Origin of the sequence: Staphylococcus sp. Y174-1 (assembly GCF_049897865.1) — a bacterium.
Taxonomy (GTDB): domain Bacteria; phylum Bacillota; class Bacilli; order Staphylococcales; family Staphylococcaceae; genus Staphylococcus; species Staphylococcus saprophyticus.
The window spans coordinates 645,616-659,981 of sequence record NZ_JAFCXB010000002.1; the positions used below are offsets into that span (position 1 = coordinate 645,616).

The 14,366-nt window shown below is 34.0% G+C and carries 15 protein-coding genes and 1 pseudogene; 10 read left to right on the forward strand and 6 right to left on the reverse strand.

Features of this window, described 5'->3' with window-relative positions; translation table 11 throughout:
- Positions 1–51 precede the first annotated feature (51 nt).
- Both ACP7BT_RS09900 and melB read right to left on the reverse strand, forming a co-directional pair.
- Positions 52–3,030: a glycoside hydrolase family 2 TIM barrel-domain containing protein gene (locus ACP7BT_RS09900; protein WP_041080178.1), complete on the reverse strand. Its 2,979-nt coding sequence runs from the start codon at positions 3,028–3,030 to the stop codon at positions 52–54.
- Between the two features lie 11 nt (positions 3,031–3,041).
- Positions 3,042–4,430 (reverse strand): melibiose:sodium transporter MelB, encoded by a 1,389-nt coding sequence (gene melB / locus ACP7BT_RS09905; RefSeq protein ID WP_041080179.1) that lies wholly within the window; start codon positions 4,428–4,430, stop codon positions 3,042–3,044.
- A 183-nt stretch (positions 4,431–4,613) separates the two neighbouring features.
- On the opposite strand from melB, the gene ACP7BT_RS09910 reads away from it, so the two are divergent.
- Positions 4,614–5,459, forward strand: coding sequence for an AraC family transcriptional regulator (locus tag ACP7BT_RS09910; RefSeq protein WP_426303764.1), 846 nt, complete (start codon positions 4,614–4,616; stop codon positions 5,457–5,459).
- A gap of 114 nt (positions 5,460–5,573) precedes the next feature.
- Here ACP7BT_RS09910 and ACP7BT_RS09915 read toward each other — a convergent pair whose 3' ends face one another.
- Complete coding sequence (locus tag ACP7BT_RS09915) at positions 5,574–5,810, reverse strand: helix-turn-helix domain-containing protein (protein ID WP_327083195.1); 237 nt, start codon at positions 5,808–5,810, stop codon at positions 5,574–5,576.
- Positions 5,811–6,032: 222 nt separating this feature from the next.
- Here ACP7BT_RS09915 and ACP7BT_RS09920 point away from each other — a divergent pair, with 222 nt between their 5' ends.
- Positions 6,033–6,674: an MBL fold metallo-hydrolase gene (locus ACP7BT_RS09920; protein ID WP_376785630.1), complete on the forward strand. Its 642-nt coding sequence runs from the start codon at positions 6,033–6,035 to the stop codon at positions 6,672–6,674.
- Between the two features lie 151 nt (positions 6,675–6,825).
- Here the strand turns inward: ACP7BT_RS09920 and ACP7BT_RS09925 are convergent, their stop codons facing one another.
- Genes ACP7BT_RS09925 through ACP7BT_RS09935 form a run of 3 tightly spaced genes read right to left on the reverse strand, consistent with a single transcriptional unit; the run spans position 6,826 to position 8,336 of the window.
- Positions 6,826–7,179, reverse strand: a complete 354-nt coding sequence (locus ACP7BT_RS09925) for an SDR family NAD(P)-dependent oxidoreductase (protein WP_052463687.1) — start codon at positions 7,177–7,179, stop codon at positions 6,826–6,828.
- Positions 7,180–7,203: 24 nt separating this feature from the next.
- A complete protein-coding gene (locus ACP7BT_RS09930; protein WP_041080184.1) occupies positions 7,204–8,025 on the reverse strand; it encodes an NmrA/HSCARG family protein in 822 nt (273 codons plus the stop codon).
- An 11-nt stretch (positions 8,026–8,036) separates the two neighbouring features.
- Complete coding sequence (locus ACP7BT_RS09935; RefSeq protein ID WP_041080185.1) at positions 8,037–8,336, reverse strand: DUF2316 family protein; 300 nt, start codon at positions 8,334–8,336, stop codon at positions 8,037–8,039.
- Positions 8,337–8,450: 114 nt separating this feature from the next.
- On the opposite strand from ACP7BT_RS09935, the gene ACP7BT_RS09940 reads away from it, so the two are divergent.
- The 8 genes and pseudogenes from ACP7BT_RS09940 (at position 8,451) to ACP7BT_RS09975 (ending at position 14,335) form a co-directional block, all read left to right on the forward strand.
- Positions 8,451–9,005, forward strand: coding sequence for a TetR/AcrR family transcriptional regulator (locus ACP7BT_RS09940; protein WP_041080186.1), 555 nt, complete (start codon positions 8,451–8,453; stop codon positions 9,003–9,005).
- Between the two features lie 10 nt (positions 9,006–9,015).
- On the forward strand, positions 9,016–9,720 hold the full coding sequence (locus ACP7BT_RS09945; protein WP_041080324.1) for an SDR family NAD(P)-dependent oxidoreductase: 705 nt from the start codon (positions 9,016–9,018) through the stop codon (positions 9,718–9,720).
- A gap of 194 nt (positions 9,721–9,914) precedes the next feature.
- A pseudogene (locus ACP7BT_RS09950) lies at positions 9,915–10,928 on the forward strand (amidohydrolase family protein).
- Between the two features lie 11 nt (positions 10,929–10,939).
- On the forward strand, positions 10,940–11,776 hold the full coding sequence (locus tag ACP7BT_RS09955; protein WP_041080187.1) for an alpha/beta fold hydrolase: 837 nt from the start codon (positions 10,940–10,942) through the stop codon (positions 11,774–11,776).
- A 25-nt stretch (positions 11,777–11,801) separates the two neighbouring features.
- The gene (locus ACP7BT_RS09960) at positions 11,802–12,455 is read left to right on the forward strand and encodes a bile-acid 7-alpha-dehydratase (RefSeq protein ID WP_041080325.1); all 654 of its coding nucleotides are present in this window, start codon (positions 11,802–11,804) and stop codon (positions 12,453–12,455) included.
- Positions 12,442–13,377 (forward strand): amidohydrolase family protein, encoded by a 936-nt coding sequence (locus ACP7BT_RS09965; RefSeq protein WP_041080189.1) that lies wholly within the window; start codon positions 12,442–12,444, stop codon positions 13,375–13,377. Before ACP7BT_RS09960 ends, ACP7BT_RS09965 begins: the two co-directional genes overlap by 14 nt.
- A 26-nt stretch (positions 13,378–13,403) precedes the next feature.
- On the forward strand, positions 13,404–13,538 hold the full coding sequence (locus ACP7BT_RS09970) for a hypothetical protein (RefSeq protein ID WP_323741563.1): 135 nt from the start codon (positions 13,404–13,406) through the stop codon (positions 13,536–13,538).
- A 263-nt stretch (positions 13,539–13,801) separates the two neighbouring features.
- On the forward strand, positions 13,802–14,335 hold the full coding sequence (locus ACP7BT_RS09975) for an FAD-dependent oxidoreductase (protein WP_052463688.1): 534 nt from the start codon (positions 13,802–13,804) through the stop codon (positions 14,333–14,335).
- Positions 14,336–14,366: the final 31 nt, after the last annotated feature.

A 14,366-nucleotide genomic window follows, 5' to 3' on the forward strand; every position in this document is an offset into this window, starting at 1 on the left:
TTAGTTCTAATCTATCAGGATTAGAACTTTTTATAAATTTGAATTTTTATTCTAATAAATATTCAAATCAAAATTGAACGTTATCTTTTTATTGTTTAATCGATATTCCTCATTTAATTCAGGACCACAACTATTTGAACCTATACCGCTTTGTGCATAATCGACATATAAATATGTGTTATTTTCTATTTCCAATTCATCCACATGTTTTGCCTCTGTTAATTGATTTAAAGAATAATGTGATGCGTTAAAGCTGAATGTATCTTCACTAGTGATGGTAAGCGTATGCTCATTGTTGGTAATATTCATAATTGTTGTTTGATTATGACTACCAGCTTCTTGAGGTTTAATATGCACATCACCATTATTTGTCACCGTTGTTTCAAACATGTCTAAGTATGTTGCTATCCCTTTATCTTGATAGCTACTCATTGGACCATTTCCATAGTAATTTATTTGTTCATATGTTGAAGGTAAAGTTATTAGTAAACCAAATCTTGGTAAAAATGGTGCGTTGTTATCTTTTTCTAAGTTATAATCTACATTTACTTTTCCATCTTGATAAACCGTCCAAGTAAGTGATCCTTTCAAAACTGGCGGCACGGCTTCTGACTCTATATTAATTTCAAAAACGAGACTGATATTAGACTCATCTTCAATTATTTTATAATTTGTCACACGTGTTTGAATGTTATTATAACCAGAATATAACCACTCTTTTTTAATATATGCATCATTATCTATCGGGGCACGCCAAATTTTAGTTTCGGTATTGTTATTGAAAATGATTTCATTATTGTGAAGCACTGATTTTAAGCATCCTTGTTTCTTGTCAAAAGTATATGCATATTTGTTGCCTACCGAAATATTAATCGAATGTTCCATATCTTTGCATTGAAACTCCATTTTTTCTTCATTGAGATATGGTAATGCTCGACGTTGATAAATAATTTGATCATGTCCAACCTCAAAATAATTATCTCTATAGCTTTCTTCTTCTTTTAATTTATAACGAAGCATCAAACTACTTATATTATCAAGCGTTACATAATCTCTTAAATCAAAAGTTTGGCTTATATGAGGCGCGAAAGCAGTTAATGGAATATTAAACACCTTTCTCTCACCATCTAAATAAATAGCTTCTCCCTCAACAATCAAACTATCCTCCGCATTTGTAAAATCAAATTGATTCTTCAATGTAAACCGATAATCCTCTTCGTTAACCAATCTCAAAGGTCTATGTTCATGTTTAAACTCATAATAACCTTCATGTGGAATTCGATCTGGCGAAACAATACCATCAACACAAAAATTTCCGTCATGTAAGGCCTCACCAAAATCTCCACCATATCTAAAAATTGGTTTACCTTCCTTTATCCCAACCTGAATGCTATGATCACACCATTCCCAAACAAAACCGCCAATAAAACTATCATATTTTTCAATTAATGTTTGATATGCATTAAGATCTCCTGGTGAATTTCCCATTGCATGTGCGTATTCACATAATATAAACGGTTTATCTAATTTAGGATTTTCTAGATATGTTTCTAAAATTTCTTCTGGAGAAGCATACATTCTACTTATCATATCAACATTGGACATATCATAATTTTTTTCTTTATCTCGATACAATGCACCTTCATAATGTAATGGTCTTGTCGTGTCTAATTGCTTTGCCCGTTCCAATCCTTTAACCATATTGATGCCAAATCCAGATTCATTACCTATTGACCAAGAAACAATAGAACTATAGTTTTTTAATGGCTTGATAGAGGCTTCTATTCTTTCAATAATAGATGTTTCAAATTTTGGATTATCAGCAATAATATTAAAGTGTTCTGTATTTTCTTCTCCATATAACCTTACTACACCATGAGTTTCTAAATCTGCCTCACTCATTACATAGAAACCATATTGGTCAGTCATTTCATAAAATAATGGTGCCTTCGGATAATGCGCAGTACGAATCGCATTAAAATTGCCTTGTTTCATTAATTTTAAATCTTTTTCAAAATCTTTTTCATACATGACAAAACCATTTTGAGGATGGCTATCATGGTAATTTACTCCCCGTATTTTAATTGATTTTCCATTAATATAGAATTGATTATCTTGTATTTTAACTTCTCTTATTCCAATTTTCTGAGTGATTACTTCGTTTTCTGTTTCAATAATTATCTTATAAAGTACTGGATTCTCAGATGACCATAATTGTGGATTATCTATTACAAATTGATGATGCTTTGAAACAATTGCGCGATCTATTTCTAGCCCTTTAGGATTATATAAAACCAAGTTAATATTCCCTAAATGATGCTTTCCTTGTAAAGTGAAATTTATTTTTCCATTATTAGATTCATGGTTTATTGTTGTCTCAATTTTAAAGTCGTCCACGCGCGATTTAGATCTTTTTAATATATATACATCTCTAAAAATACCTGAATGACGAAACATGTCTTGATTTTCAAAATATGTTCCATCAGAGTACTTAAGTACAATGACTTCAATTGAATTTATTCCTTTTTGAACATATGGTGTAATATCAAACTCTGAAATTGAATGTGCAATTTGACTATATCCTACAAACTGTTCATTGATCCAGATATAGAATGCACTATCGACACCTTCAAAGTTCAAATGATAATCGCTTTGTTCATTATAGTCATTTATTTCAAATGAACGTTTATATCGACCACATGGATTTTCTCTAGGCACGTATGGTGGATTAAACGGTATAGGGTATTGTGTATTTAAATACTGAATCTGATCAAACCCATACAAATTCCATACAGATGGTACTGTTAAATATTGCTCTTTGCTATTAATATCTTCATTTGTATAGTCTTCCAATGAATTAAAAAATTCAAATTGCCATTTACCATTAAGTAATGTGATATTTTGAGTTTCATATCTCGTTTTGAAATCATAATCTTTTTCTCCAAGCTGATATGGTATATAAAAAGCTCTTCTAGGCAACAAATTCACATTTTGTTTTTCTAAATCTTCATGAAATTTTTCTTTAAACATATGACATCCCCCTATTTAATTCTTTCTCTATGTTCTCGTTGACGTTTAAATTGCAAAGTCTTTTCAATATCCGTTAAAAAATCTCCTTTCAAATTAAAGGCTTTGTGATATAAAAATGCAGTTAAACAAACGAATAACAGTGGTGCTATGATAATCATGATTCTTAAGCCATTAATTGTAACGAGTGATTGTGACTCATTTGGCGTGTATCCCAGAATTGATAACCCGACACCAACTATTAATGCTGCAACAGCTTGTGAAGCCTTAGTTAAGAAAGTGTTCGTTGACGTGATGATACTCTCGTTGCGTTGTCCAAATTTAACTTCACCATAATCAATAACATCAGCTAATGAAACCGTTGTAATACCTATCATGAAGCCAGAACCAATTCTCAAAATGCCCGCACCTAAAATAATTAAAAGTGTACTTTTCGGAGCGATAAATCCAGCTATTAAAATAATCAATAATCCTAAAATAATAAATGAAGTAGCCGTATTAAACGCTTTTGTTCTACCTACCCATTTGATAAATCTAGGAAGTAATAATAAACCAACCATTTCACATAAAATCATCGAATTAAAAATTGAAAATAAATGTTCTGCATTTACCACATATTTAAAATAGTAAATAATAGAACCATTTAAAGTTTGTAAACATAAATTAAAAGTTAGTAATACCCCCATAATTGCCAATAACTCTTTATTTTTAAATAAAATACGTCCAATATCTTTAAAATTAACTTTAATACCAATTTGTTGTTCTAATTCCTTATCTTCAGGCACTTTAAAAACAGTAACACCAATTGTAATTATAAATACTGCACTACAAATGATTGCAAATATGAAAATCCCTACTGAATCACTGCCATTACCAAAAACGTCTCCTAATTGATGAATAAAATACAGTCCAAATGTACCTACTGTGAATGCTGCTAAACTCGCAAAAAATCTTGGAATTACTGACACTTCTTCACGTTCTCTAGGATTATGTGTTAAATTCGGCAACCAAGACCAATAAGGAATATCCATCATTGTGTAAGTCATTCCCCAGGAAATATATAAAATTGATATGTAAACATACATTGCTGTCTGTGGTAAATCAAAGTTAGTAAATAGTAATATGGTGACAATTGCATTCGCTAACGTTCCTATAGACAACCAGGTTTTGAATTTCCCGAAATTATTTCTAGTGTTATCAACTATCATCCCCATAATTGGATCATTTATGGCATCCCATATACGAGCAACAAATAGCATAACACCAACAAATGCGGGTGATAAACCTACAATATCTGTGATATAAAACATTAAAAAGACACCGACGATATTAAATATGGCATCTTTACCAATTGCTCCAAATCCAAATGCAAACTTCTGCTTTCCTGTTAAATGTCTGTCCATTTTTCCACCTCTAAACCCTCTTTTAGTAAAGCGTTTTCATGTTTGTTGTTTTTATTTTATCAATACAGATATAGAGGGATGAATAGCATAATGGTGATGATATATGGCAAAATGTTTCATTTCATATTACTATGTATTTATATAAATACAAATTAAAATCATTTTTTAATTAAGAGGGATATTATGCAAGTACTATGGAAAAAGTTTCAAAAGAAATTGATAGATGCCAACTTGGCAGAATGCGGTATTGAAGTTGGTGTGCCGAATGTTGGCTATAGCTATAACGTTTTTCAACAAGCCGTATTACATATCGTCACACAAGGTGAAGGTATTTTTACATATAATAATGAAACTCATCATCTGAAATCGGGAGATATGTTTTTACTAGAACGAGGTATGAAAGTTGAATATAAACCTTCTTTCTCAAACCCTTGGACTTATTATTGGGTGGGAATTAATGGCAAACAAATTCTTACATATTTATCTCGCTCTAGTATCGTCGATACGCACGTTCTTATTAATAAAAACACTAAAGATATTCAATCTATTATTAAAAAAATTTGTAACCTATCTCAAACGATTCAATCTAATAATTCTCATGACATACTGATTATGCAACATATATATCAACTGGTTTATGCCTTGCAAGACAAGTTTCCAAAACACTTTTCTGTTCAAGTTGATATTGTAAATGAAGACATTCAATATGCTGTCGAATATATAAATTCTAATTATCAAAAAGATATTACAATTGTTGATGTTGCAAAATCAGTCAATATCTCAAGAAGTCATTTATTCAAATTATTTAAAAGAAATTTAAACTGTTCGCCTAAGGAATACTTAACTTATATTAGGATGTATCATGCTTCTCAACTTTTAATTAATACCAATTTATTGATAAATGAAATATCTAGCAAAATAGGTTATAAAGACCCACTGCTATTCTCTAAAAATTTCACAAAACATTTTGAAATAAGTGCTTCTGAATATCGTACATGTTTTTCAGTACACCAAACAAATACAGACTAACACATAAAAAATACTCCTCTCAAAATAGACATTAAAAAATGAAAACTTTGAGAGGAGCATTTTTAATTCAGATAGCTTGCCTTTTTATTAAACTTCCACAATAACACGACATAGTTAATTCATTTTAAGCACTTGCACCAATTCATTTATCAATGGGTAGACGGATTTTCCTCGTTGAGTTAAGGAATAGCGAACTTTTTTAGGATAATCATTCGTTTCTTCTCTTTTTACAATTTGCAAAGCAATCAAATCATTTAATTGTTCTGTCAAAATCTTTCTACTTATACCTGAAACTTCACGATGTAATGCATTATAAAAGTAAGCTTCATCATAAAGCGTATTGATAATAATACCTTTCCATTTTCAACCTAATGACATCAATGTTTCTTCTATCGGACATCCTCGTTGAATTACAAGATTACAGCTACCATAGTCCATGCTATTTTTTAACATATGAACCTCCTCATTAACGTGAGTTACTTATTTGTGCCTTCTTGTGACATTGTCGCTTATCCTCTACCCTTTAGTTATAACAAATAATAGAAAGCAGCGATAATAATGAAACTCATTCAAATGTCAGACCATATTTATAAATTAAATATGCAGACAACAGTTGGTATTCCGATACAAATCAACACTTGGTTTATTGTGAATGATAACGACGTTTATATCATAGACACAGGTATGGATGATTATGCTGAGCTACAAATCACGATTGCTAAATCGCTCGGTAATCCTAAAGGCATTTTTTTAACGCATGGACATCTAGATCATATCAATGGCGCAAAACGTATTTCTGAAGCTTTGAAAATACCTATCTTTACACATAAAAATGATCTCCCTTATATCAATGGTGAGCTGACTTATCCAAATAAAACGCATACCGAAAATACAGGTGTTCAATACATTGTTAAACCTCTAGAAACTAATACAAATCTGCCCTACAATTATTACTTAACTCCTGGTCATGCACCAGGTCATGTCATCTATTTTCATAATCAAGATAAAATTTTAATATGCGGAGATTTATTTATTTCAGATGCGCAACATCTGCATATTCCTATCAAAAAATTCACTTATAACATGACTGAAAATATCAAAAGCGGTCAAATCATCGATAATCTTTGTCCCAAATTAATTACAACTTCACATGGCGATGATCTATATTATTCAGATGACATTTATTCAATTTATAAATTTAAGTACGAGGAGTAAGCAATATGAAATTACAAATTTATCAATTTGAAGTTGCAGAAGCGAATTTCAAACAAAACAAAGCAAAGATCTCTTCATTAATAGAAACGCATTACACAAATTCTGATATCATTGTGCTACCTGAAATGTGGAATAATGGTTATGCCTTAAATCAGTTAAAAGATAAAGCGGACATAGATTTACAACAATCTCTACCATCTATGGCTGGTTTAATAACAGCTTGTTCATCTTTTGGTATGTCAAAAAACACTGGCGACGCGACACTGAAGACATATAAACATTTATCCATAGCTTGTTCCCAATTCTCGTCTTTAGACAAATCTGCTTCTATAAAACTTAGTTTTTCAATAGGTAGTTCATGCTGTTGCATTGTTTCAAGCACTTTATGTTTGTTATTTAATGAACGCAATGTTGTACGTACCGCATAGCCTTCTTTTAATAATTCAGATATAAATCGCATACCTAAAAAGCCTGTTCCACCTGTGACCAACACTTTATTTTTCATCAATGCAGTTCTCCTGTCATTTGCTTATTTATTGAAATATATTTGAATCCAATCACTTAATTTCAAGCGTTCTGGATTAATTTGAACCATTTGATCAAAATCTATTTGATAGCCCTTTTGTTCAAGCCAATCTTTTTCAGCTGTTTGACTCGTAAATGTGCCTTTAATTTCAGTCTTTTTCAGCGTTGTTTCGGAAAATATATCTACGACTTCATTTAACGTTAGTCTATCTGATGCAATTTCAATTGCTTGATGGTTATAACGTTGAGTATCCTTGAAAATATTAGCAGCAATTCGGGCGATATCAACAGAAGATATCATCGCAAATTTAACTTCTGGTGCAATAAATTCTGGTATATAAATACGGTCTGCTTCCACTGTGGTAATGCGTAGAAAATTATCCATAAAAAAGGACGGCTTGATGATTGTGTAGTTGAGCGAATTATCCATCAATGTGTGCTCAATTTTTGCCAATGCCTCAAAATGTGGTCCTGTACGATCTCGATTCACGCCACCTGCTGTACTATATACAACGTAGTCGACACCTTCTCGCTCTGCGGTTTCAATGATCATCTGACCTTGTCGCAATTCTTCTTGAGTGTCATTTGGGATGATAGGTTGAACACTATAAACGCCGTACTGCCCTTTCATCGCTTCAGTTAAATCAGCTTGATTACTTAAATCACCTTCAAAAATAGTAAGGTGCTTATGATTAAGCGCCAATAGTTTTTCATTGTTCTTATTGCGTGTAAATGCACGCACTTGCCAACCGTCTTCAAGTAATGTATTCACAACTGCATTTCCTTGTTTACCCGTAGCACCAATCACTAAAATACTTTTACTCATATTATAATCTCCTATCTTAAAAACCAATAATCTTCCTTTTCACCTTTTAAAAACGAATATGCTGTTGGTTGCATTCCATTTGATTTGATATTGGCATTGATTACATCACGTACATCCCATACTTGCAAAATAAATGTTTGTAGATGGTGATTGAATACACTTTTAGGCGCATTCATTGCTAGTACTTGTCTTACTTCCGAAACAGTCATATGCGTTGCCTGAGCGATATCATCTTCCGTTAATGTAGATTTATGAAAATGTGCTTTTAATTCTTCACTCGTAATACTTCTCTGCGCTTGATTCAGTGACATCATATGCCTTCTCTCATTAAATTTTTGCATTTGTTTTACATATAAATTATACTACTTATAGTAAACGGACAGGTATCCGTATGTCAATTTTAAAGATGATTGAAGGTGAAATTTATGAGAAAAGATGCTTTGGAAAATAGACAGCGCATTGAATCTCACGCAGCCAAGCTTTTTAAGACCGAGGGCGTCGAACAAGTTAGTATGAAACGTATTTCTGAAGAACTTAATATCGGTATGGGCACACTTTATCGTCACTTTGAAGATAAAAGTGCACTCTGTTATCAACTCATTAACAATGACTTTGAGTCTTTTATGACAGAAATTGAAACAATTGCACAACAACCCACTGATGCAAAAGAAATGTTTATCCAATCCATTGATCAATTTCTACAATTCAAAATGAAACATAAAGATTTATTACATTGTGTAGAAATGGGGAAAAGTAAACGTGACTTTAGACAAACATCGTTCTTTGAAAGATTACATGGTTATTATTGTCACATACTTAATATGAACAACGGGAATAGCCAAACAGATCTTACTTTTAAAGTAGATGTCTTAATGAACACATTAACAACGCAACATTATCAATTTCTAACTGAACAAAGAGCTTTATCAAATCTACAAATACGCGAACAACTTGTATCATTATTTTTCAATGACAATTAGGAGGCAAATGATTATGAAAGTTACATTAATTACTGGTGGTAATAAAGGTCTAGGATTTGAAACGGCACGAAGCCTAAAAGCGGAAGGCCACAACGTCTATATCGGTTCAAGAAATGTATCACGTGGACAACAAGCAGCTGAATCACTCGGCGTTAATTTCGTGCAACTCGATGTAACAGACGATGACTCCGTGTCTCAAGCTGTGCAGTTTATTAAAGAACAAGAGGGCCACTTAGACGTCCTTGTCAATAATGCAGGTATTTCAGGTGGTTTCACACAACCACAAGCACTTACACCAGAAGATATGGAGAAGGTCTATCAAACGAATGTCTTTGGTCTTGTGCGCGTAACGAATCAATTCATTCCATTATTAGAACAATCAACACAGCCTGTTATCGTGAATGTCAGCAGTGGCTTAGGTTCATTTGGTATGGTGACCAATCCTGAAACAATGGAGTCTAAAGTCAACTCCCTCGCTTACTGTTCTTCAAAATCTGCCGTCACGATGGCTACCGTTCAATATGCAAAAGCATTACCTAATATGCAAGTCAATGCTGCAGACCCTGGCTCAACGAATACAGATTTGGTAGGTGATGCAAGCAATAATTCTAAACCAGCAACTGAAGGCATTAAACCTATCGTTACACTTGCTACGATTGACAAAGATGGTCCAACCGGTACTTTTATTGATGGCGATGGCCCTATGCCGTGGTAGATGGTCAATATGATATATGTGAAGTTATTTTTAAGATATTCGATTGATCAATCAAACTTCTATTGTGAGGTCAATTTGATGATATTTACATGTATTGTAGCGGCGAAGTTTATAAAATATTTTGCACGTTGCTGTTACTACTCTATGCCAATAAGTTCATAAGACTGAAAATCCAAAATGGAGGTTTTTATACAATGAAAAGCATTAATTTCGAAGAACACTTCGTCTTAAAAGAAGTTCAAGATCAAATGACGCATTTAACTTCACCTTCTCCAAATGGCGTGCCACTTAAAGCAATGTTAGAAGCACTTGAACAACAAACTGGATTTACAAACCAAGATGAAATTAGTGAACATGATGCACGTATTCAATTCATGAATCAATAGGATGAACAGATGCAAGTGTTATCTTATGGTAATGGTTCACCTTCCCTAATTTCCGGCGAAAAAGTGATTGAGCTCTGTCGTTATACCAATGATAGACTTAAAGCTTATATCGATCATTATCCAGACCGTTTCTTAGGGTTTGCGACTTTACCTATGAATGAACCTCAAGCGGCCGTGGAAGAATTCAAACGCTGTGTCAATGAACTTGAATTTAAAGGGGCACTTATTTTTGGCCATCCTAAAGGACAATTTTTAGACCATCCAGACTATGATGTCATCTTTCAAACAGCTGAAGCGCTAGATGTGCCTATCTACTTACATCCTGCACCAATTAGTGATGAGGCCTATCAAACTTACTATCAAAGTGATAACTATCCAGATTCAACGGCTGGCTCTTTTGCGTGCTATGGTTACGGTTGGCACATAGATGTCGGGATTCATACGATGCGTTTGGTACTCAGTGGTGTATTTGATCGTTATCCAAATTTAAAAATGATCATTGGACACTGGGGAGAATTCAGCCCCTTCTTCTATGAACGTATGGATGACATGATTTATGCGCCTCATCTTAACCACAAACCCAGTGACTATTTCAAAAATAATTTCTACATCACACCAAGTGGCATGTTAACCAAACCACAATTTGAAATGGTCAAAAATGCTGTAGGTATTGAGCACATACTATACTCAGCGGATTACCCTTATGTACAACCAGATAATTTAGGTAGCTTCTTAGATGAGCTTGGTTTAGCAAATGAAGAAAAAAGGAAAATTAATTATAGTAACGCTGAACAATTATTAAATATTAAAATTCCAAAATAACGGAGGCATTTATGACACATACATTAGCATTAGATGGCGCAACAATAAATTATTATAAAGAAGGACAAGGCCCGGTATTAATTTTAGTTCCAGGCGCAAACGGTACAGGCGATATTTTCTTACCCTTGATAGAGCAATTAAAAAATCATTTTACAGTTGTAGCAATTGATCGTCGTGATTATGGTCATAGCAAGTTGACTGAACCGCTTCCTGAACGTGCAAAACAACCAGATGATGACTATCGTATTAAACGCGATGCACAAGACGTTGCTGAATTAGCAAAACACTTAAGCGATGAACCGATTTATTTATTAGGTTCTAGTTCTGGTGCAATTGTAACAATGCATGTCTTAAAAGATTATCCAGAAATTATAAAAGAGATTGCTTTCCACGAACCTCCAATTAATACGTTTTTACCGGACAGTACGTATTGGAAAGAAAAAAATGATGCGATCGTTAATCAAGTATTAACTGAAGGACTACAAGCAGGAATGAAAACTTTTGCACAAACACTTCATATTGCACCAATTGATGCAAAAAGTATGTCGCAACCCGTTTCTGAAGATGATACAGCACAAAAAGAACAATATGAACGTATGATGTTCTGGGCAGCTTATGAAATCAGACAATATACACATTCTGATATTACATTGGCTGACTTAGCGCAATATAAAGATAAAGTGACTTTATTAAATGGCACAGATTCTAAAGGCTCATTCCCTCAAGATGTTAACTTTTATATTTCAGAACAGACTGGTATTAACATCGTTGATATTCCTGGTGGTCATTTAGGTTACGTACAAAAACCTGAAGGCTTTGCTGAAGTCTTATTAAATTTATGGACTTAACATTGGTAACTAAGGAGCTAACATGATTTTATTCGAACGTAACGCACCTTATAATGACGAAGCCTTGCGCAACAAAGCAGACATTCAAGAATTGATTCAATTCGAACGTTTTTGTCGTGATAATTATTTATGGGAAGGCATGCTTCAATGCTTTTCCAAAGATTCACGTGTCAACATTTCATGGTTTGATGGTACTGGTGAAGAATTTGTTGAATCTTCAAAAGCAATGAATCGTTATGCACCACATCAAATTTACAACACCCAAATTTGGATGAATCAACATCGAGTCGTAGCAATCATGCAAGCTACGATTCAAACACGGATTAATATAGATAACGTCGAAATGCAACTGAATTCAGACGCTAAAATCATATACTGTGTCGAACAATTAAACGGAGTTTGGTACATTAAAAATCTAGAATGCGTTTATGAAAAAGATACCTTAATCCCAGTTGTGCCTAGTACAGTGACGATTCCATCATCTGATATAGCATCTTATCGTACTAGTTATGCCTGTCTATCCTATTGTTTAAACTATCTAGGCTACGAAGTAAATCATGAATTACAAGGTATTGATCGTCCTGAAGCACTCAATCATTACTATGTTCAACTAGATGCATGGTTAACCTATCAAACGAATTCCTTACAGAAAGAAGATGGCTCTTTTGAAAAAGATTGATTTACATTCACACTATATCTCACCAGGGTTTGCTAAATTTTTAGATGATTATTTTGATGGTAAAGGTGATGGCGTCCCAACACCTGAATTCTCTATTGAAGGTTACCTTCAGTTAATGGCTGATCTCGAAATAGACTATGGTGTACTCTCTATTTCTAGTCCTCACCTTAGCGCCGCACCAGATGAAGCAATGCTGCGTCTTACAGAAGAAGTGAATGATTACGCATCAACTATGGTGCAACAACATCCAACGAAACTGGGTTATTTTGCATCGTTACCATTACCACTTGTAGATGAAAGTATTGCAACCATCGACCAATCTCTAGATAAACAAGGCGCATTAGGGTTCACCCTACCAACGAATGCACGTGGCATCTATTTAGGAGACGCTCGTTTAGATGCTGTATTGGCAAAGCTTGATGAACGTCACGCTACAGTTGGCATACACCCAAATGAGCCAAAGCCCGTCAATGATGCGATTAAAGAAAAAGTACTTGCACCACTAATGGAATTCTTCTTTGATACAACCCGTGCAATTGTCTTTATGAGTCAAAATAATGTATTTAGTAAATATCCAAACATTCAATGGATTGTCCCTCACAGTGGCGCACTGTTACCAGTTATTGCGCAACGTGTTAGCATGGGGAATCAAATGTTTAATGTGGGCGATAAACCGAATGACATTGCTACAGTGATGCAGCAACTCTATTTTGATTTAGCTGGTAAAGGATTGCCTTATCAATTACCCACATTACTAGCCATGGTTGATGAAAATAAAATTGTCTACGGTGCGGATGCGCCCTATACTACAGACCAAGTAGTCAAATTACTTTCGGATGAAATCGAGACTTCCGACATTTTATCAGAATCACAAAAAGAGAAATTTCTATTTAGCAATGCAGCAACATTACTTAAACGATAATCACTCTGAAAAGGATGTGACAATTTATGCCAATCGATAACGCAACAGAAACACAACATCATAATTTAAACACTCCCGTCACAATAATTGGTGGCGGTATTGGCGGATTAACGCTTGCACGTATGTTATATATTCATGATATACCTGTCACTGTTTATTAAGCTGAACATGATCGTCATACACGAACTCAAGGTGGTCAATTGGACATTCACGAACACAATGGACAAATTGCGCTTGAAGCAATTGACCTAACCGAACAATTCCATGACATTATTCATGAAGGCGCAGACGCAACAAAAATTGTCGACTCAAATGCTAGCACTTTATTAGATATACCTAGTGACGCATCAAATGCACGTCCCGAAGTATTACGTGGCGATTTACGCCAGATGTTATTGGACTCCTTACCAGAAGATATTGTGCAATGTACGCCCTCACACCAGATAAAGGTATTGTCGCACATCGTGAAGCAGGAGATGTCCTACACACATATATTCAACTTAAATGTGATTTAGATTGGATTTCTAATATCGATTTTACTAATTTGAGCGCATCTACGCAGGTAATTGCTGAACAATTTGAAGGTTGGGCACCTGAACTTACTGCTTTAATTACAGAAGGATCATCGAATTTAATTCCACGTAAAATTTATGCCTTACCTGATGAACATCGTTGGCAACGTACACCTGGTGTTACGCTACTCGGTGATTCTGCGCATTTAATGGCACCATCTGGAGAAGGCGCAAACCTAGCAATTTATGATGCAGCAGAGCTTGGCAAGTTAATTGTTGAATATCCAAATGATATTGAACTTGCACTTGAAAACTATGAACAAGCCCTATTTAAACGCAGTGCCGCAGAGGCCGAAGAATCTCATGAATTATTAGACTTGTGCTTAGGTCAAGATGCACCCTATGGACTGATTGCATTGTTTGAAGGTAGTAACGAACAAAACTAATAGAATTATAATTAAAATTTAGCTAAAACTT